We start from the raw sequence: 4,685 nt of genomic DNA on the forward strand, positions 1-4,685 counted from the left end.
CCTTCTGTAGGCTGTCAAATTTCTGGTTAACATCCTGTTGGAAGGTATCGATTTTTTGGTTAACTTCCTTGATGCTGTCTTTGATTTCCTTGAGGACGGATTCAAGACTATAAGTAACGGTTTCGTTAGACATTTTGGTAACATCCCTGGGAGTAATGATAGTACAATAATTTTATTTTAATCCTAAATCTGGTTATTAAAGACTGATTATCTATTGCCTCTCCTGATATGTAGCCTATACTCAACGGATTTAGTATAACTATCTCTGCCATTACTTTTGAAAAATGCTATAAATTTCCTCGGCAATATTTCTGCTACCTCCAGACTCTCCCACTCTAATTTTGCCATTTTCTAAACATCTGTGTAAATAACGAGAATCTGCCAAAATATCAATAATTTTAACCGCGGCATTTTTAAATAAATTTACCTCCGTGGGTTTCTGTCCAATAGTTATCACCGATTCCCCTAATAAGCGCATTTGTGCCTCGGCAAAAGGATAGGTAAATTGGGGACCAAATCCGGGTATTTGTAGGACGGGTTTTCCTAATCCCACCGCTTGTTCTACTGCTGTCCCCGCCATGGCTAAACAAGCGTCACAATGGTGTAGAATATCGGCAAAAGCATCACGATAACAGCACAATAAAGCCCCATTTTTCTCTAATTTTCCCGCTCCTAAATAATGCCATCCCTCTTGTTTAGCTAAATTTTCTAAGTCGGTTTCTCTGATACTAGGAACAATAGCAGCCCGAAACTGCATCGGTTTAATTTTAACTATTTCCTCACAGACTTGTAACTGTAAAGCCAAATTACTCAAAGCTTCGGGTAAACGACTCCCCGCTAATAAAGCAATCATGGGAATTTGACGATCTAATTCTAAATCTTTACCCGTTGGTGTTAAGACATCCATAATCGGATAACCAGCAAAAATCGCTTTTTTAATACCCCGATTTTGTAGGTCTGTTGCTGTATATTTATCCCGGGTAAAAACTCTTAAACAATTCTTCGATCTTAAACATAATTTTGTCAGCAAAGGTAATTTAATTGTACCTTCGTAATAACTGGAAGTAGAAACAATAAAAGCCACAAAGGGACGACCAGTTAAACAAGCGATCGCAATCGGCACGATATCCCCCACTGCTATCAATAAATCACAATCCTTGCTAACTTTAAAAGCTGCCTGAATTTGCTGAATAGTTAGACTAATTAATCCCGCACCAATATCCTTAATCCAATTCAAAGGATTGGTATAAATAATTCCCCCCGATGGCATAGTGGCAGTGGGGGCAATAATTGGTACTGGCAATTTTTGATAAGCTTTTCCCTCTCCCACTAAAGGCAAAGCAGCTATAGATAATTGGGGCTGAATTTTTTGTAATTCCCCCAGAATTAAACTAGCATTTAAATCCTCGCCATGACCATTACTAAGAAATAAAACCTGTTTAAGCATCGATTTGTTATCCTCTATATTCCCTTGCTGCCAAAGAAACCGCCACCGTCACCGATTTGGCTTCTATTTGCTTGCTTACTAGCAAAGTATGGCCCATTTTTAAAGCGGCAGCTTCAGCGACGCTAGGGGTTCCTTCTTTCTTGTTGACAATAGCTGAGGGATTGGGGACATTAATATCTCTCAACTCCTCAGCAGTAAAGGTTTTTAGTGGCAATCCTTGCTCTTGACAATAGGCAATTAAACCCCGTTCATTAGCTTTGATGTCAAGGGTGGCGATACCAGCAATAGCGGCTAAAGAGAGGTGATAACGCTTAAAAACATCCCTAATTGCCCTATCTATGACCGCTTTCTCCGTCCCACGGATGCAACCTATTCCTAGCCATAATAATCGTCCATGGTACTGCACTTTTACCCCGGAAGGATCGGGGGAAAAACGAGGTTGGCTAAAACCTGTCCACAGGGGACCTATCCCAATTAAATCGATTGCGGGTGAGTGGAAAGCGGGGGAAGCGCTAGTCATACAAGACTACAATATTTTTACCGGTTGAAATTGTTCGCCTTCGTCCAGTTGCCAAGCTTGTAAATCGATCGCTCGTCCTGAAACGACGGAGACAATTAAATAAGTATATCCTGACCAAGCTAATTGGCGATCAATTTCCGAGGGAATGGCGGCATGATCGGGATGGGAATGATAGATACCAATAATTTCTAGCTGGTTTTCCCGCGCCGATTTTTGAGCTTGTAAAAGCACTTCTGGAGCAATACTAAAGCGGTTTTTCCTATTACCTGACCAGTTATTTTCTGTGGTTTGCACGGTGATCACTTGGGCTGCTGTTTCGGTAATTTTTCCCAAGAGTAACCCACAACATTCTTCGGGATAGGTGGATTCTGCGTGGGTGAAAATACGCTGGGAAATTTGGTCTGTAATCAGGATCATAAGGGAAAATTTTCAAAACCTATTGATGTTAGTTTGCTTTGGCTATAGGGAACTTGAAAACTGGGTGCATCTCAATTTGGTCGAAATATCTATAGGACATTTTGTCCGTACGCGATGCGCCCCTACCATTGGCGCAATAATATTATTGTAGGGACTAATTGCCTTCGCTCTCTTTTAATAACTTCTGCATCGCTGACTCAGGAATAACTTATTCTTAGCCGGTTCCGGCCAGTGTTAAATTTATCTTATTGTCCCCTAACCTTTGCCACTGAACTGATAAATGTCGATCGATTTTCGCAATCTTAATACACTTTGGGGTTCTATTTTAGTCGAAACATTGGCCCGTTTGGGATTGAAGATAGGGGTGGTTTCTCCCGGATCGCGATCGACTCCTTTAACGGTAGCCTTGGCAAGACATCCCCAGATTGAAGCTATTCCCATCTTAGACGAGCGCTCGGCCGCTTTTTTTGCCCTGGGATTAGCCAAACAATTGTATCAACCGGTGGTTTTAGTCTGCACTTCTGGCACTGCCACGGCTAATTTTTATCCCGCAGTCATTGAAGCAAAAGAAAGTCATGTCCCTTTATTAATTCTAACCGCCGATCGCCCCCCAGAATTGCGTCATGCTCACGCCGGTCAGACTATCGATCAAGTCAAACTCTACGGTAATTATCCAAATTGGCAAGCGGAAATTAGCTGTCCTAGTGCCAATATCGAGCGTTTACGCTATCTCCGTCAAACTATCATCCACGCGTGGTGGCGCTGTCTCGATCCTGTCCCCGGAGTGGTGCATCTGAACTTACCATTTCGGGATCCCCTCGCACCAACTCCCGATCTAGAAATTAACAATTTAGAGGCTAATTTTGACCAAGAGGCTTTTTTTAGCCATATATCTCGGCAAAATATGCCAATTAACCACTCAATTCTCCAAATTAATTCTTTACCCTCCAAAGGAATTATCATCGCGGGATTAGCTTCCCCGCAAAACCCTGAAAGTTACTGTCAGGCGATCGCTAATTTAGCCCGATCGCAACAATATCCCGTCTTAGCGGAAGCTTTATCTCCTCTGCGAAACTATGCAGGGTTAAATCCCCATCTCATCACCACCTATGATTTATTATTGCGGAATCCTGCCCTTAGAACCCAATTAACCCCCGATGTTGTCCTGCAAATTGGCGAATTACCCACCAGCAAAGAATTACGGACCTGGTTAGAAGAAATCGACTGTCCGCGCTGGATTATCGATCCCCATCCCGATAATTACGATCCTCTACAGGGAAAAACCGGACATCTCAGGGTAAATATCGAGCAATTAGGGGATTTATTCCCAGATAAAACCGATAATAATCGAGAATATCGGCAATTATGGCAAAAATTCGACCAGCAAGCTCGATTAACCATCGATCGCCTTTTGGCAGCAGAAACTAAACTGATTGAAGGTAAAATCCCCTGGCTGCTCTCCCAATACCTCCCCCCCCGCACCCCGATCTTTATCTCTAATAGTATGCCTGTTCGCTATGCCGAGTTTTTTAACCCGCCTAGCGATCGCCAAATTCGTCCCTATTTTAACCGCGGGGCCAATGGCATCGACGGCAACCTCTCCACTGCGATAGGAATAGCTTATAAAAATGTCCCCAGTCTGTTATTAACGGGAGATTTAGCCCTATTACACGACACAAATGGTTTTTTAATCAAAAAATATTTTGTTGGCTCCTTGACCATAATTTTAATCAATAACAAGGGGGGAGGCATTTTCCAGATGTTGCCGATCGCCAAATTTGACCCTCCCTTTGAAGAATTTTTTGCCACTCCCCAAAATATCGACTTTTGCCAACTCTGTCGCACCTACGGTATTGATTACCATTTAATCAGCGATTGGACTGATTTTCAGGAAAAAATCGCAGTTTTGCCGGAATCAGGGATAAGATTACTAGAAATATCCTGCGATCGAGCTTTTAATACTCAATGGTTCCTCAGTAATTATGTGTAGGGTGTGGGGTGTAGGGTGTGGGGAAGTGGGGAAGTGGGGAAGTGGGGAAGTAGGGTGTAGGGTGTAGGGTGTGGGGTGTGGGGAAGTGGGGAAGTGGGGAAGTGGGGAAGTGGGGAGAATAAAGCTGCCTATTGCAAGAGTGCCTATTGCAAGAGTGCATGAGTGCCTATTGGGACTTAGACAAAAAACAAATCGAGAAAAGCCTCAACTCCAATCCCCGCTTGGGATTTACTTCGAGAAGCCCAAAATCGCTGAAACCCAGATAGATCAAGGAAAATCATCAATCGAGGTTAACCCTTTGTCCCGTAATG

Annotated in this window: 4 protein-coding genes and 1 pseudogene; 1 reads left to right on the top strand and 4 read right to left on the bottom strand. The window is 42.9% G+C overall.

Features of this window, described 5'->3' with window-relative positions; genetic code table 11:
* From O9295_RS26335 to O9295_RS26350, 4 genes and pseudogenes are all read right to left on the bottom strand, one after another.
* A pseudogene (locus O9295_RS26335) lies at nt 1–133 on the bottom strand (DUF4164 domain-containing protein); the annotation flags it as partial.
* Between the two features lie 138 nt (nt 134–271).
* A complete protein-coding gene (locus tag O9295_RS26340) occupies nt 272–1,447 on the bottom strand; it encodes a lipid-A-disaccharide synthase-related protein (RefSeq protein WP_288036220.1) in 1,176 nt (391 codons plus the stop codon).
* A gap of 7 nt (nt 1,448–1,454) precedes the next feature.
* Nucleotides 1,455–1,967 (bottom strand): cobalamin biosynthesis protein, encoded by a 513-nt coding sequence (locus O9295_RS26345; RefSeq protein ID WP_288036222.1) that lies wholly within the window; start codon nt 1,965–1,967, stop codon nt 1,455–1,457.
* Between the two features lie 6 nt (nt 1,968–1,973).
* Nucleotides 1,974–2,384 carry a M67 family metallopeptidase gene (locus tag O9295_RS26350; protein WP_004162447.1) on the bottom strand — a complete coding sequence of 137 codons (411 nt, stop codon included), beginning with the start codon at nt 2,382–2,384 and terminating at the stop codon, nt 1,974–1,976.
* Nucleotides 2,385–2,664: 280 nt separating this feature from the next.
* On the opposite strand from O9295_RS26350, the gene menD reads away from it, so the two are divergent.
* Entirely contained in the window at nt 2,665–4,374 is a 1,710-nt protein-coding gene (menD, locus tag O9295_RS26355) for a 2-succinyl-5-enolpyruvyl-6-hydroxy-3-cyclohexene-1-carboxylic-acid synthase (protein WP_288036223.1), read from the top strand.
* Nucleotides 4,375–4,685: the final 311 nt, after the last annotated feature.

It is taken from the genome of Microcystis sp. LE18-22.4A, assembly GCF_027531105.1.
GTDB lineage: Bacteria > Cyanobacteriota > Cyanobacteriia > Cyanobacteriales > Microcystaceae > Microcystis > Microcystis aeruginosa.

What these genes read in the sequence shown, in the direction of transcription:
- menD (WP_288036223.1), top strand. Translation starts at nt 2,665, where the DNA reads ATGTCGATCGATTTTCGCAATCTTAATACACTTTGGGGTTCTATTTTA.
- O9295_RS26345 (WP_288036222.1), bottom strand. Translation starts at nt 1,967, where the DNA reads ATGACTAGCGCTTCCCCCGCTTTCCACTCACCCGCAATCGATTTAATT.
- O9295_RS26350 (WP_004162447.1), bottom strand. Translation starts at nt 2,384, where the DNA reads ATGATCCTGATTACAGACCAAATTTCCCAGCGTATTTTCACCCACGCA.
- O9295_RS26340 (WP_288036220.1), bottom strand. Translation starts at nt 1,447, where the DNA reads ATGCTTAAACAGGTTTTATTTCTTAGTAATGGTCATGGCGAGGATTTA.